General features: G+C 56.9%; 7 protein-coding genes and 1 pseudogene. 3 read left to right on the forward strand and 5 right to left on the reverse strand.

Annotation, left to right across the window (positions count from 1 at the left end):
* The first annotated feature begins 21 nt into the window (after nucleotides 1-21).
* The 3 genes from GUY37_RS07320 (at nucleotide 22) to GUY37_RS07330 (ending at nucleotide 8,894) form a co-directional block, all read left to right on the forward strand.
* Nucleotides 22-2,907 (forward strand): PD-(D/E)XK nuclease family protein, encoded by a 2,886-nt coding sequence (locus GUY37_RS07320; protein ID WP_166823971.1) that lies wholly within the window; start codon nucleotides 22-24, stop codon nucleotides 2,905-2,907.
* Entirely contained in the window at nucleotides 2,904-6,308 is a 3,405-nt protein-coding gene (locus tag GUY37_RS07325; protein ID WP_166823974.1) for a UvrD-helicase domain-containing protein, read from the forward strand. The genes GUY37_RS07320 and GUY37_RS07325 overlap by 4 nt, the downstream gene beginning before the upstream one ends.
* A 255-nt stretch (nucleotides 6,309-6,563) precedes the next feature.
* Complete coding sequence (locus GUY37_RS07330; RefSeq protein WP_166823977.1) at nucleotides 6,564-8,894, forward strand: AAA family ATPase; 2,331 nt, start codon at nucleotides 6,564-6,566, stop codon at nucleotides 8,892-8,894.
* A 61-nt stretch (nucleotides 8,895-8,955) separates the two neighbouring features.
* Here GUY37_RS07330 and GUY37_RS19480 read toward each other — a convergent pair.
* The 5 genes and pseudogenes from GUY37_RS19480 to GUY37_RS07355 form a co-directional block, all read right to left on the reverse strand.
* Nucleotides 8,956-10,509, reverse strand: a pseudogene (locus GUY37_RS19480) (IS1634 family transposase).
* 503 nt (nucleotides 10,510-11,012) lie between these two features.
* The gene (locus GUY37_RS07340) at nucleotides 11,013-12,152 is read right to left on the reverse strand and encodes a LuxR C-terminal-related transcriptional regulator (RefSeq protein ID WP_166823979.1); all 1,140 of its coding nucleotides are present in this window, start codon (nucleotides 12,150-12,152) and stop codon (nucleotides 11,013-11,015) included.
* Between the two features lie 187 nt (nucleotides 12,153-12,339).
* Nucleotides 12,340-14,058, reverse strand: coding sequence for a DUF2075 domain-containing protein (locus GUY37_RS07345; protein WP_166823982.1), 1,719 nt, complete (start codon nucleotides 14,056-14,058; stop codon nucleotides 12,340-12,342).
* Entirely contained in the window at nucleotides 14,045-14,362 is a 318-nt protein-coding gene (locus GUY37_RS07350; RefSeq protein ID WP_166823985.1) for a nucleotide pyrophosphohydrolase, read from the reverse strand. The genes GUY37_RS07345 and GUY37_RS07350 overlap by 14 nt, the downstream gene beginning before the upstream one ends.
* Before the next feature lie 177 nt (nucleotides 14,363-14,539).
* Nucleotides 14,540-15,517 (reverse strand): quinone oxidoreductase family protein, encoded by a 978-nt coding sequence (locus GUY37_RS07355; protein WP_166823987.1) that lies wholly within the window; start codon nucleotides 15,515-15,517, stop codon nucleotides 14,540-14,542.
* Between the last annotated feature and the right edge of the window lie 40 nt (nucleotides 15,518-15,557).

Genomic DNA, 15,557 nt, shown 5'->3' on the forward strand with positions numbered 1-15,557 from the left:
GCTGGGCAAGGAGGAGCAAAGATGCGCATCAGATTCGGGTGGACCCTCGACCGAGCCCCATGGCAGTCCCAGGCGAACACTCGCAGCGATGGCACCACGGATACGAACTCCACCGGCACAACCGTGGTCACCGGCCCGCTCGGCTTGCTCGGCATCCTCCAGACGCGACTGGGCACAACACGACCCACCACCGACCGTCCCATTCGCATTGCCCAATACCGGTCGCTGCTCGCACAAGCTGACCACCCCTGGTATCGCCGGTCCTTCGCCAACGACCCCTGGAACACCGCCCACCACCTGCTCGAGCTGCGCGACGACGCGATCGAAGCCGGCTGGAAACCGGCCACCGACGGCCAGGACTACTCCGCACACCCTCGACTCGACGCCTTGGCTACAGTCGAAAGTCTCGTCGTGATCGGTCCGCCACATGACACCGCCGCAACTCTGGCACCCGGACGTGCAGACGACGTGCGCGAATCTCTCGAGTTGCTCCGGCTATACGGAGCTAGTTGGCCGCTCGGAATCGATTCGATCGAACTGCGTGACAAGCGGGACACTCTCCCGCAGGTGTGGCAGGACATCCTCGGTGCGGTAGAAGCTGCAGGTGTGAAAGTCACGGAGGCCTCAGCCCCAACGGAAACGCCGCAACTCACCATCGTGCGCGGCCCCGATAACTGGTCCACCGCCGAGGCGGCCGCCAGGTACCTCGCAAATGTGAACGACCGACAGCGCATCTGCATCATCGCCGGCGATGCCACCGCCGTCCTCGATCAACAGTTGGCACGACGCCAGGCACCGACGCTCGGAATCGCCGACTCCAACGCGGCAAATCCGTCCGCCCAGATACTCCCTGTCTTCCTCGGCGCTGTCTTACCTCCGACCGATATCCGTCGAGTCGCCGAGTTCCTGCACCTCTCTTTCGGCACAATTGACGCAACTTCGTCCGCCACATCGCTCGTTCCGCAGGGAGTGTCGTCGGTCCTCCTGCAAGCCCTCACCCGAGAACCGGGTATCTCCAACGATCCTGAGTCCGCGTGGATGCGCGCTCTCGACCAATTGAAATCCCGAACAGCCGAGAATTCCGACACCGCCACCCGAGCCTGGGAGACCGCGCAAGCACTTGACGGTTTCCTGCGCACCAGGCCGCCAGCGATCGACTCAGAAGAGCTCGACCTCGCCTCCCTCAACCCCGCATTGGACTGGTTGGCTACACGCCTGCGCAGACTGAACGGCAACCGCACCGCTGACACAGCACAGGACGACACCACCGCATTGATCGCCGAGGCGGCCACCCACCTCGCGTCCTTCCGCGCCGCCATCTCCCGGCTCGGTACGAACACCATCCGAGTCCGCGAGCTCTTCGACATCGCAGAATCCAGTGCACCGACTGCAACCCGAGTCGACGCCCACGCCCAAGCCGCCGACTGGACGGTCGTCACCAGCCCCGCAGAAGTCCCGGAAGGCACCGACACCGTCATCTGGTGGTGTTCACAGCGCTCAGCCACCTCGGCGAACGAGACCTGGGACCCAGCCGAAATCGACGCATTGGCGCAATCTGGAGTCCGGATCTCCATCTCGACAGAGAAGGAACGACTGAGACAAGCCGCCGAACTCGACGGCCTCCGCGCCGCTGCAAACCTCATCTGCTTCTGCCCCGTAACCAGCCGAGGCGAACCGGTGACTCTCCACCCCGTACTTTCACGACTGGCAGAAGACATCTCAGCTGCAGACCGCGAGCACTTTCCAAACGCATCCGTCGACACAGTTCTCACTGACCCGACGGTCGCTCGGTCCGTCGCGGATCTCATCACAGACAAGACATGGCAACTGGATGACGTGGCCATTCCGACGTCGACGGGCAGCCTCGAACAGTTCACTGCCCCGAACAGAGTCTCGCGCGTCCTCGATGGCGACTTCCGCCACCTCCTGCCCGAGACCCTGTCCTTCAGCCAGATCGACCAGTTGCTCTCCGACCCGTTGGGCTGGACGCTCGAACGCGGCCTCGGCCTGAGTCGCGGGTTCACTTTCGACATCCCCACGGACAACCGCATGATCGGCAATTTGGCTCACGCTGTGGTCGAATACCTTGTGCAGGCCAGGAACGACAGCGACAACTCGGCGATCACACCCGCCGGAGTCGGGAAGACCTTCGACCGCTTGGTCCCACGGTTCGCTTCCGAGCTGCTCCTGCCGGGGCAGCTGGCACGTAAAAACACGATCAGGTCCACCGCAACCGCATCGTTGGTTCATCTGTTCACCACGCTCAGAAACCGCGGCATCACGATCGTCGGCGCCGAAACCGGCTTCGACCACGACTGGGTACTGACCGTCGCCGGCGAAGCAATGACCGTTCAGCTGAGAGGACAGCGCGATCTTGAAGGCGCTTTCTGCGACGGCCGACCGGCAATCATCGACCTCAAATGGGCGAACTATGAAAAGCGCTATCGAACGATGATCGATGACGGTGAAGCCGTCCAGCTGAGCGTCTACTCACACACCAGCGGCTCGCCGACTGGTGCCAACCCACTCACCGCGTACTTCATGCTCAAACAAGGACGATTCATCTCGACCGACTCCGGCCTCGACGCGAACTTTAATGCCGGAACAGCCGACAGCTTCGATGATGACGGCAACGGACTCGGTGGCGATCCCGCAGGACTATGGCCGATGATCCAAGCCTCGATCGAGCACACACTGTCCGCCATCGCCACCGGCCGCTTCGATTCCCTCAACGCAGACGTCCATGCGGAATTCGGCGTCAACCCCCACACCAAGAGCACACAGGTGGACAAAGCGCTCAAGACCATCAAAGCGGATGAGCTGGATGAGGACCGTCTCTTTGTGGCCAAGAACCAGTCGTACAGCAACTTCAACCTCATCTACGGCATCACGGGGGACCACTCATGAGCGTGCACGTCATCACCGCCTCGGCGGGCTCGGGAAAGACCTATCGATTGACGGAAGTGCTCTCCGAACGACTGTCCCAGACAACGGCCGACGGCCAACCCGTTCTTCGCGCCAGCGAAGTCATCGCCACCACCTTCACCGTCCGCGCCGCGGCCGACCTTGTCGAGAAGACGCAGAAGCGACTCCTCGATGACGGGAACATCACCGCCGCCGAGGAGATCAGCACCGCACTCATCGGCACCATCAACTCGATGTCCGGTCGCCTCGTCACTGAATACGCCATCGACGCGGGGTTCTCACCAGAGCTGCGTGTTCTCGATGAACAGGAACAGGCGATCGTCTTCACCACGGCTGTTGACGCGGTTGTTGCCGAAGCTGAAGCCACTCACCGCGATCTGCTCGTCCGCACCGGTCATAACGGCAGTCCCGGTGATTCGAACTCGTTCGGCCACGGACCCGTTGTCTGGTCGGACCTGGTCAGATCCGTCGCCGAGGCGGCCCGGGCGAACCACCTCGGCGAGGCCGAACTGCGAGCATCGGCACGCGCTTCGGCTGAGCTCTTCCTCTCAGCTCTTCCTGCCGCTGGGGGAGACGGACGGCAGAAATGGCGTGACAGGTTGGCCGGCGACATCGAGCAGCTGCGCGACGCACTGCGAGTCTTCCAAGACGGCGAGGAACCTCCGTCTGAGGGACCGAAGGTGACGAAGACCAACGAAGGCAACGTCGAAGGCAGCATCGTCACCCTTGACCGCTTCCTCCGTGGACTCGAGAACGGCGCCGAGGAGGCTGTTCCGTTCCCGCGGGTCCCGTGGTCGACATGGGCGAAGGTGGCAGAGCGGAAGTACACGGCCGTGCCAGGTGGGAAGGCGCCCGGAGCAGTGCCCAAACAGGTTCTCGATGAGTCGAGCGCTCGCCTCGTGTCTGAAGAGCTCCTCGCCAACAGTGCCTTCCACTCTGACATCGAGGCACTGATCACCCTCGTCATTGACACAGCGATCGCGTCACTGTCGGCGTATGAAAAACATAAGAACACTCTCGGGGTCATGGATTTCGTCGACCAGGAGGTTCGCGCCCTTGACCTGCTGCGCACGAACGAACGAGTCAGGGCATCGATCGCTTCTCGTTACCGCCTGCTCGCCGTCGATGAGTTCCAAGACTCGTCTCCCATCCAACTGGCGATCTTTATGGAACTCGCCGACCTCGTTGATGAAGTCATCTGGGTGGGCGATCGCAAACAGGCCATCTACGGGTTCCGCGGAGCCGACCCAGAACTGATGAACGATGTCTTTTCGGCACTCATCGATGGAAAGACAGAACTGGGCAAGGCCACTTCGGAGAACCTCGGCGCGTCCTGGCGCTCGACCGAACCGGCTCTCGAACTGTCGAATACTCTCTTCAGCTCGGTCTTCGCCGACCAGAAGGAAGATGAAGTTGTGCTGAGCATCCCGCCACAGCGTGAACACCTGCGCCATATCGGCAGCCGCGAACTCTGGGTACCGACCACGACAGCCGGCGGAACTCGATCCGCGGATACACGGATGGGTAAAGCCATTGCCGCGGGAGTTGAAGATTTCTTGCAGCGCTCGCCTCAGTTGCCCGACGGTGACGTCAAACAGGGCGATATCGCTGTCCTCGTTCGCACGAACTCTCAGGTCTCCCGGGTCGTCTCTGAACTTCGCGAACGCGGCATCCGCGCAGTGGGGTCGACCAGTGATCTGCTTTCAACCAGGGAAGGACAGTTCGTTGCCGCCGGTTTGGCCGCGGTCGTCGACCGGGACGACGCGGTGGCGCTCGCCGAACTCGTCACTCTCATGCCCGACCACGGCAGCCACGACACATGGTTCGAAGATGCGGCACGGATCGTCGACAAGAAAGAACGGCGTGTCCAGCCTCGGTCGTGGTGGGATGATCCGGCGCTGGCTGCCCTGTCGGAAGTGGCGCTCAATGCCGCTCATCACTCACCGGTTGACCTGCTGCTGAGCATCATCGATGTCCTCGACCTGTCACAGCGGATCAAAGCGTGGACGACACCGGAGAACCGTCTGGCAACGCTTGATTCCCTGTGCCAGATCGCCGGTGAATATGCGGACGCTGCGGAACAGACGCGTTCGCCGGTCACTCCAGCAGGGCTGCTCGATCACCTCACCGAGGCGGCCGGATCTTATGAGCAGACGACGGCCCATGACGCCGTGCTCGTGACGACGATGCACCAGTCAAAAGGTCTGCAATGGCCGGTCGTCATCGTCGGAGTACCCGTAGACAAAGACTATGGGCACAGAGAGATCACCGTGGAGAAGGCGCCCGTCTTCGACGCGCGGCATCCCTTGGCGAATCGTGCTCTGCGGTATCTGCCTCGCGTACTCAAAGGCTACGACCCGCTGAAGGACCGATTGCGGCACCTCGACGCGGTCAGTCGCGCGAATCAGGCAGAAAAAGATGAGACCGCGCGCCTGCTCTACGTTGCGCTCACTCGTGCTGAAACGTACAGCATTGTGGCGTTCGGAGATCCCGCAGGGAAGGACAACGTCCTCACCAAGTCTGTTTCTGAAGACCTCCTTGAGTGGGACCTGCCGACTATCACCGACCAGACTGTCGGAGCGACCGAGGAGAATGGCATCCTGCGCATCGCGAACCGGCGCGAGAAGAGTAGCGGAAGCACGGTGCATGAGCTGCTGATTCGTATCAGTGCTGTTCCGACTGATGTCGAAGGAGACCCGGTGTCTGATTCTGATGGCCCGCCGCGTTCGTTCTTCGCCCGCACAGACATTCCCGTCCGAAACTCCGCACCCACAGGTACTGGATTGCCAGCACGGCTCACCGCGAGCAATGTGCCCTCAGACGGAGTTGAGGCGGACGTTGAGATTCTTGCCGAGTTGGGGGAGCCGCTGGTGGAGAAGGGAGGTAAGGACTGGGACCGGGTCGGCGACGCAGTCCACGCCTACTTGGGGCTACCGCTTACTACATTGACCGATGAGTTGAAACGCACAGCGGCGCAACGAATCCTCTCGAGGTGGGATGAATACGGTGTGCTGAACGCCGATGTGCTCATCGAAGTCGGCGAACGATGGACCGCTTGGGTGAAGGCGACGTACCCCGGCGCCGAGGTGGTCACGGAGTCCCCTATTGCGTGGCGCAATAATGATGCACAGGTCATGCAAGGATGGATCGACTCGCGAATTCTGCTGCAGAGCGGGGAATTTATCCTCGTCGACCACAAATCGTATCCCGGAGCCGATCCGATAGAGCATATCCGACAGAAGTACCTCGGCCAGCTGACAGTGTATGCGCAAGCATTGAATGCGACGGTCGATCGAGTATCCGAGAAGACTCTCATTCATCTGCCCCTACTCGGTGTCATTGCCGAAGTCCGGGTGCCCATCGCGCAGATTATCAAGAGGTGAAGAGTGGTTTTACGTAGATCACGACGAGCAAAATGTCACGCTGGTTCATGTTGTTGACCTCCAACAAGGTCCCGGGACCGATGTCGGGAATGCTGAAACTATGACAACTCCCTATTCCTCACGGACTACTACACCCGGGACTCGTTGTTCGTATTGATCGATGAACAGGGGGACTCACATTGCAGACTCATCGTAGACTACTGTTGAAAACCTGCGAGGATTCAGAATCACCACCACCACGGAAGGCGATTTGACGTGATAGAAAAGTTCCAGAGGGTAAGCGGGATCGGGCTGTTTTGCGATGCGCAAGAGGGCGCAAATCTACCTTTGCAACGCCTAACCCTTATCTATGGAGAGAACGCGCGCGGAAAGTCCACACTATCGGCGATTCTTGGTTCGGCCCGCGCTAATGCCCCCTCAGTTTTAACTGACCGCGCGACTATCGACTCGACTGTAAACCCGTATGTTTCGATATCTCGATCAGACGGAAGTAGCCTAACGTTTGAGCAAGGCGCTTGGAAAGGTGATGCGAGCGATTTCGAAGTCTTTGACTCCGAGTTCATAGAAAATAATGTGCATTCTGGTCATGAGGTAAATTCAGATCATCGCAAGAACTTGCTGTCATTCGCGCTAGGCGAGAAGGCGGTAATGGCGGAAGCCCAAGAGCGATCAGCTACTCAAGCCGCTAAGGACCTGAAGTCGGAACTTGATCTTGCGGTTCAGAAGCTCCTGACCAAGTCGGATGGAATGAGTGAGGACGAATTTACGTCGCTGGTATCGGTCGCGAATGTGGACGCTGAAATCGTCGCTGCAGATGCTTCGGTCAAAGCCGCCGAATCACGGAGGGCAATTCTCAATCAGCCTCTGCCGGATGTGCCCACGGTACCCAATTTCTCACTGGACAGCGTGTTCGAGGTGTTGCGCAATACTCTCGAATCAGCCCACGCGACCGCTGAGCGGATAGTAGTAGCGCATCTTCGCTCGCGACCAGATAGCCAGTTCGAAGAATGGTTGGCAGACGGACAGAAGTACGTTGGTGGAGAAGATTGCCCTTACTGCGGGCAGGCTATAACGGATCGCTCACTCGTAGACAGCTACAAGATTCATTTTAATGAAGCATATAAGAATCTTAGGCAGAGTGTAATTGATAAGTTGAAGATGGTTGAAAATGCAACTGCTTCAGAAGCTGTTGAAACATTTGCTCAGACGATTGACTCTGCAATAATAGCGACCAAAAACTGGCGGGAAAGCGGTGTAGTAGTAAACATGCCTGGTGTGAGTGACCGGGCTACCATGACCGGAAATCTGGATAATGTTCGGACTAAACTATTGGCTCTACTTGAAAAAAAGCGGTCGGATCTGGACTGGAGTGAATATAAACTCGAAGATGAAAAAGAAATTCGGAGGAGCTGGGAAAGTTACTGGAGGGAGGTGAAGAAAGAAGAGCTGGTTGTCAAGAAGACGCGCGAGTCGATCGAAGCGTTTAAGCTCGGTCTAGAAAAAGCTGACGTCAACTCTGAAAAGAGCAAACTTCGCAACTTGCAGCTGTCCAAGATTCGCTATAGCGATGATGTCGTAGACGAAATCGCAACGATCGCAGACCTGCGGAAAGACCACGCTAGCGCTGAGGCCGCGCGGAAGCGGGCACGCATTGAACTGAAGAATCGAATGGATGAGACCCTCTCGGAGTTTAGTGACGAAATAAACAAGTATCTCGCGATGCAATACGCTTCGTTCAGAGTGGACCAGCTTGCTTCAAATTATAAAGGGGGCTCTCCGCGCACAGATTATGGGATTTTACTTAGAGAACGGGCGGTCAATCTGTCCGGAGCGCAGAAGTCTTTCCGCACGGCTTTGAGTGAGAGCGACAAGCGTGCTATGGCATTTTCGTTCTTCCTGGCCTCCACGCTCTCTGACCCCGAATTGCACCAAAAGATTATTGTGGTCGATGATCCCATGAGCAGCTTTGATCGTAACCGCCGTTCCGCGACTGTTAAAATTTTGCGAGACCTTGCACCTAAATGCGCTCAATTGATTGTGATTGCGCATGACCCGCAATTTCTATTAGAAATAGATAACGGTTGGGGTGATTTCAAGGTACTCGATTCGAGCGGTCAGAAAGTGTGGATCAGGCGTTCGCATCTTAAGCTCGTGGCGAAGGTGCTCAACCCCGCTCTTGAACCATACACCGATTTCGAGGAGTGTGACCTTCCGCGGGAGTGCGAGTCAAAGTATGCCAAGAACTACAGGATAGTTTCGGACTTCGTTGCTGACCCTTCCGGCGATGGCCACGCCGCAGCTGGAGCGATACGACCTCTTCTCGAAGGTTTCCTTCATCGTCGGTATCCCAACCTTTTGCCAGAGAATTGTATGTTTGGGAAGGCCGTTACAGCGATCGAAAATGCAGATGCCACTTCTCCGCTGGCTGGTGCTCGTCATCTTGTTCCGGAGATGCGACGTATTGCGTTCTTTGGCGGTGATCCTCATCACGACACTCGCCCAGATTTCCCGTGGGGAGGGCTAAGCACTATTGAGATTCACGGCTTCGCCCGCGATGTGTTGTCAATAGTGCACGGAGATCGATAGAGGTCGAGGGCGTCCTCTCCTGAGTTGCACAACTTTAGTTACCCACCGCTGACAGCCGAATTTACGACTTTTCCAGCGCCTTGAGCATGTTCTCGACGGCCCTAGGTACCTCCGGTGTGAACGTGATGTCCTGCCCACCGACCCGCCCGGTGAACTCCCGCAACGGCCGCAAACTCGTAATGATCTTCTTCAACGACGCTCCAGTCGCGGCCTGCATGAACCTCGATACGGCCAACGCGGTGAACACTAGTGTCAGGTGCGCCTCAATCGCATCCCGTTTCCGGTGGAAGATCGGCCTGGCTCTCAAGTCGGTCTTCGACATCCGGAAAGACTGCTCGACATGCCAGAGATCGTGATAGCTGCCGATGACCTCGGTCGCTGGCATAGTCCCGACGGGAATGTTCGTCACGTAGCCCTTGAACCCCGTCAGCTTCATCGCCCGTTCATACGCCTTCTCATCGAAGGCTTTCTCCTCATCGGTGACTTTCACGAACCGGGCCTTCTTCGCCGGCTTCTCCCCATCGATGATTGCCAGTGCACGGTTGCGCTGCAGGTTCAGCGTCTGCTCATCACGCATCGCCCGTTTGCGCCGGTACTGCCACACCACTCGCCACGCATCCGGATGTTCCGTAGCCGACCACACGGGTTCGCGTCGCTTCTTCACCCGGTCAGGATCGAGTCGCTTCACCCCTTTCGGAGTAATCGTGTCGATGATCTGTCCATCGTCGGTGTATTCGCCGTTCCACCGAAAATGCGTCGCCAGATCATGTGGGGCTTTCGTCTGCCTCGCCCCGACGATGAACCGCAGCCCAGCATCGTCGAGTTCCTTGAGGTTCTTCGCCGACAACATGCCCGCATCAGCGGCGACGACCATGTCTGTCACACCGTGGCGGTCTTGGAAGGCTTTGATCACGGGAATGATCGTGTGGGTCTCGGCTTTCGCGCCTTCGAAGCACCCGATCTCGAGTGGGAACCCCGTCCTGTCGACGAGCAACCCGACGACGATCTGCGGGTCGACACGACGTTCTTTCGAGTACCCGACCTGGCGTAGATCGTCTTCTTTCTCAGCCTCGAAATAGAGGGTCGTGACGTCCTATAGTAGCAGCGAGATCCCTGTGGTGGCGACACTGTGGGCGAAGCATCTCTCAGCGATCTGGGCCCTGTAGTCGCGGTCGTTTGCTCGGACCAGACAGTTGAGGAACGTGTTGCGGTGAACAACCTCGACACCGAGTTCGTCGAGGACTCTACCACTGTCAGACTTCGACCTCGGCTCAACTAGGCGGGCAGCGACGAGCTGGAAGAATGCTTCATCATCGATGACGTCGAACCCGAGTCTTTCGTACACGGTGCGGATCGTGTCGATGAGGAGGCCGGATCTGCTGGCCTTCACGACTGCGGATGCCACTCGCGGTTTGTCGGCGGTGTCGAAGTCGAGTGTGGCCTGTCCGGGATCACGCAGCTTGGCTTTGCCGGCCTCGACGAGAGCGGCGAGGTCTTCAGGCGTGTGAGCGGATCCGAGGTGTTCGACGATGCGGTACTTCCCGCCAGTCTTATCGGCGATCTGCACGGCCGTGGCACCCGACGCGGTGGGTACCTTGCGCACGAATGGGCTCATTCCACCATGATTCGACCCAAATTAGTTACACAGATCCGAGACAAGCAACCTCCTGACCAGCACGAATATGCTCGGCGGCCCCGAAAACCTCACCTACTTGTGCAAGTCAGGAGCGATTTGGACTTACTGAGTCGCCGAATAGCCTTGTTGTGACTTATGAAGATGACCAGTCGGGGAGCACTCCACATCAAGGGATTCGGCATTCGGTAGTAACTGTGTAATGAGGGTACGCACCGGTTTAGTCCACAACTGGTGCCGAATGCCGATTCCCTAGGTCCGACCCACCGATGAAACAGACATGGCCACGTTAATTGAGAGCTTTGAGGTCACGATTGATCTTGCGGAACCGCTTTGCTCCACCAAGCGCGGGGTGGCTCTCGGGGATCGGGTACAAACTCTGGTCGTCCACAGATGCTCCCGAATGGTGGAATGCCCGTCACTAAGAGTCCGTTCCATGTATCGAGCAATAAACCACTCTTCTAAGGCGGATGAATGAAAACAAATCAAATTTGTAGATTAAACCTTTCAACTATTACCGAGTCGTTGCGAGCACGACGCAATTCGTCTTCGCTGTAAGAGTCCAAATTACTGTTCTTGCGAATGCATATAATTGCGTCTTTTCGCCGAAAGTTTCGAGACATATCCCTATAGAACTTTCCGTCTGTTAGATATTTTTCGACAGATTTTATGCTCGTATTCATTTCCTTTGCTATTGCGGCTCGAGAGATCCCTTCAGATTGACGATCGGCTGCAAGCAGACACTTTTCCGCTCGCGCGAGAAGGCTTTTAACGTTTGTGGCATTAATTCCGGTGGGCTTGGTTTCTGCTGCGGATCTGCCTGCACCTTTCAATATTTTTCTGACAGTTGAGCTACTTATAGCCAATCTTTCTGCGATTTTTTTATTCGGCAGTCCCGATTCGTTCATTCGGATGATCTGCTTGTCTCGTTTCTTCTTTTCCAGTTGCTCTATTCGCCTTCTCTCTTCTCGAAGACTTTGCAACGCAAGGTTGACGCCCAGATCAATGTTTTCTCCGTCGAAAGATCTGCTAAACCAAAAATTGGGTGCGGAATGTCTATTTTTCCAGACTTGTGGGCCAGTCTCAGAAGTCAAATGATAACCATCGCGGGCTATAGTATCTCGAAGATCGTCTGGCAAAGAGTCCCAAAGTGGCTGGAACGCTTCTTTCAGGTCTTTAAGAGGGGCTAGTTTGTTGATTCCGCGGTGGGTGGGGATGCAGGCCCAGGCCGAGTATTCCGGGTAATCTAGATATTTCGAGCTTTCGGCGTTATGATTTATGTGGACTGATATTCTGAGCGAGTGTCCTTGCAGTTTCAGGAATCCGATTTGAGAATAGAGTGTATGAGCCATGTTGCGAGGAACGTACCCTATCAGCGAATTGTTAGCCTGAATTCCAATTGCTGTATTGTCGTGTGCGTTGTTTAGCTGGGGTACCAGCGTGGCGAAAGTTGAAGACTTTGCTCGCTTCAGGGCCTGTTGGTAATAACTTGTACCTCTTATCCCCATCCAGAAGTAGTCAACTTTTGCTATATCTATTTTATGGTTGCTGCGTGAGGGGCTGCCAGGGTAGTTGTCACGAGCTAGCCAGATCGCCTTGTCACTGTTAGATGGTTTTGTCGTCACAGGTGAATCATATAGTGAATCGTGTGCACTAGGTATCTGATATGGCCGGCATCAGGGTCCGCCTACGTGGCTCGAGTCAAAGATTTCGCATCTTTGGGTTGTGTTCGAGTTCAAAGCGCTCTGGATGGACGTCTCTCCAGGAATGCTGAAGCCTGGTCATTTGAGTTGTTCGGTGGCTCTTTGGCGCTTAGAGGAAATCGCTTAAGTATCGATGCAGCGCCTCGTCCTGGACGAGTATGTATGTGCCCAAAATTCCGCGGGTTAGCAACACGCTGTAGATGTTCTTCACGTACTCGACTAGATCCTCATCAGAGTAGGTGATTCCGAGCTTCGGGTTGTTCTCACGGCCTTTCTTGTCGTGATAGTTAGAGCGGTCGAAGATGAGCTTGCTTGTGGCGGGAACGTACCGAAGGTCGTTTCCGATGATGACTCCGACGTAGTTGAGGTCGTATCCCTGCACAGTATGGATCGAACCGACCTCTTCGACTGATTTCGGCGAGTTGATCCAGTCGGTCGTGGTCGTGTTCCAGCGCATTCGCTGACCATCGAGCTCGATGTCGTAAGCGGTCTTATCGTTCTTGCTCTTCCACGGCCATGCATAGCCAGCTACCAGGCGCGAAAGCCCGTGCTCTTCTTCGCGTTTCTGAAGCTCCTGCCGCATCTCGCCTAGATCTGTGAACATCCGAAGATCGTAGTCGCCGAAGTCTTCGCGTGACTCCGGCGGGTTGTCGCTGAGCACCTGGCGAATATAGCCGACGTAATCTTTATCAGCTGAGATCCGCATCTGGGTTTGAAGAGGATAGAGCCGGCCCGCTGTTCTGGCGCGTGATGCGAGTTCCCTAGTTTTGGTTGCAGGCAGATCCGCTGGTCGAACGGTTTGACCGACATCGAGCATGAGGATCGAGTGGTGGCTCTGCTTTTGAATCCAATCCAGCTGCGTCTTCTGCGGATCGTCCCAACCGAAAAGCTTTTCGTTGATCTCAATGAACTTCTTGTTGAGGGGCCCTGATGCCTGATTTGCCCTCTGATTGAGACGGTGAGCTTCATCGACAACAAGAAGGTCGAACTGCTCAGTGCTTTCGCCGACCTGGAACGGCGTCAGTACCATGCCCTTGCTCAGTCCGGGAGTCAGTTTGAAGACTTTAGCGATTGAGTCGCGCAGTGATTGCTGAGGGACGACTATCGCGAACTTGAGAGATTTGAGCAGCTCGGCGTGTTCAGGTGTGAAGTAGTCACTGAAGATGGAATTGATGTCGAGCGGTTCTTCCGAGTCGTGCCGCCTGATGTCTTCCAATAGTTTGAGTAGGTAGATCGCAACTACTGTCTTGCCTGTTCCAGGAACGCCCTCGACAACGACGGTGTTATCAACGCCGGTTTCGAGATCGGCAAAATAGCCCTCGAGAATGTCATCGACGGCGATGGCCTGGTCGTGGTTGAGAGCTTTGAACGGAGAGAGCTTGAAGAGATCGCTGTTGATGATCTGCGGGATGGTGCGTTTGAAGAGGTTTTCTTGGGTCCGCAGCTCGTCGAAGATCTGATGGAACGTCTTGTTGTAAGTCTCGCGGTCGTAATAGTCGGCATCGGTGATGCCTGCATTGAGGTTGAGGACCTCGCGGCTAGCGTCTCCATGGAACATGCGGATGAGAAAAGATTCCAAATCGAGGCATGCAGACTTATTGAACGTGTTGTCGAGTACGACTCTCACAGACTTAAGATCTCGTTTTGAATCAGAATCGAGGTGCTGCTTCATTCGCCCCGCTACGTTGAGGGACTCGCCGACATAGACTTCCCTGTCATTGTTCATCACATAGACAACGGGCCAGTTTCGATGCCGCGGGTCGACAGCTCCCCACGCTGTAACTTGATCTGACTTGAACGGGAATCGTTCGATTTTAAAGCTGGTCATATTTCACGCTCCGCCCACGCGCCTTGTCCACGGGGTACTTCTCGCGGGTCTTCTCAAGCTTGTCCAAGACGATGGTGTCGGGATCTAGACCCAGCTTATCCGCGAGCAAGATGCAATAGGTCAGCACATCTGCAAGCTCGTCTTTCGCGGAATCGAGGTCAGCACCTCCCCACTGGAAACACTCGAGTAGTTCTGCTGCTTCGATGGTGACGCTCTTCGCGAGATTCTCGGGTGTGTGGAACTGCTGCCAATCGCGTTCTGCCATGAACTGACGGACTGTGTCGCGAATAGAATCTTCGTACATGACTTCAAGGTATCAGCGGCGCAACGAAATAGGTCGGAACGATGTAGAACGCAACGACTCAAGCACGGAACTATTAGGGTGGTGAGGATGAGCCGCCAGACTTCAGCTTCATGACACTTTGGGCCCGGCGGTCCTGAACTTTGGCAGGAACTCCGGGCCCAAACTGTTGCGGCTAGATCAGGCAGTCGTCAGCACGACCTTGCCCGTGGTCTGACGTCCCTCAAGCGCCCGATGCGCATCCGCGGCATCGGCCAGTGGGAACGTCGCGCCGATGCGGAAGTTGAGCCAGCCGTGCTCGATGCCGTTGAACAGCATGGCCGAACGCTTCGCCAGTTCCTCCGAGCTGCGGACGAACCATGCCAGCGACGGACGGGAAAGGAAGATGCCGCCCGACGAGTTGAGACGCTGAATGTCGAACGGCGGGACCTGGCCCGACGCCCCACCGAAGAGCACCATCGACCCCAGCGGCTTGATCGACGCCAACGACGCATCGAACGTATCCTTACCGACACCGTCATACGCGACATCGACACCCTCGCCATCGGTGAGTTCCTTCACCTTCGCCGTGATGTCGACGCCCTCACCGTAGAGGAACACATCGTCGGCTCCGGCCTTCCGTGCCAGCTCCGCCTTCTCGTCCGTGCTCACCGTCGAGATGACATTGCCACCCAAGTGCTTGATGATCTGCGTCAGCAACAATCCGACTCCACCAGCACCGGCGTGAACGAGCGCCGTCTGGCCCGGCTTGATCTCATGCGAGCTCGTCGCCAGGTACTGCGCCGTCAGGCCCTGCAGCGGCATCGCCGCAGCCACCTCGGCGCTCACGCCCTCAGGCACTCGCAGCAGGTTGTCCGTATTGACAACGACTTGCGTCGCATACGAACCCGGGCCCTCATGCCAGGCCACACGGTCACCGACCTGCCAGCTTTCGATACCCTCGCCCACCTCGGCGATCCGACCCGTGCCCTCGACGCCGACGACATGCGGGTACTCCATCGGGTAGACGCCCGAACGACGGTACGTGTCGATGAAATTCACGCCCGCAGCCTCGACGTTGACGAGCACCTCACCGGGGCCCGGCTTCGGGGTCTCGATCTCACCGAACTCAAGGACCTCGGGTCCACCTGCCTGCATTGCACGAACTGCCTGGGTCATGACGCCTCCTGCATATAAATTAATTGCCTGGTATGGTTAT

The organism is Brevibacterium limosum (assembly GCF_011617705.1).
GTDB lineage: Bacteria > Actinomycetota > Actinomycetes > Actinomycetales > Brevibacteriaceae > Brevibacterium > Brevibacterium limosum.